This is a genomic window from Variovorax sp. DXTD-1 (genome assembly GCF_003984625.1).
GTDB lineage: Bacteria > Pseudomonadota > Gammaproteobacteria > Burkholderiales > Burkholderiaceae_C > Variovorax.
Map to the genome: position 1 here is coordinate 1 of NZ_RWKH01000090.1, position 251 is coordinate 251.

1 protein-coding gene is annotated in these 251 nt (G+C 60.2%); it reads left to right on the plus strand.

Translation table 11 applies throughout. The features are described 5' to 3' along the window. The coding region (locus EJI00_RS25235; RefSeq protein WP_185868229.1) for a hypothetical protein at positions 1–251 on the plus strand (251 nt) is incomplete at both ends.

Sequence of the window (251 nt, forward strand, 5' to 3'; positions counted from 1 at the left end):
ATCGGCGGCAGCGACGTGTCGCAAAAAATCTGCCAGGAACTCATCCAGCTTCGCGTGCAGTCCGTCAACGAAACCATCGACATGGCCAACCGCTTCGAGCAATACAGCCAGCAACTCACCGCCATCGAGAACAAGCGCACTTCCAGCAACACCCATGGCGACGTGCAGGCCCTCACCAACGAGGCCGCCCGCACCATAGCCAAGCTGCAAGCCGAAATGGGTTTTTGGCGCACCCGCATCGCCGCCTACGA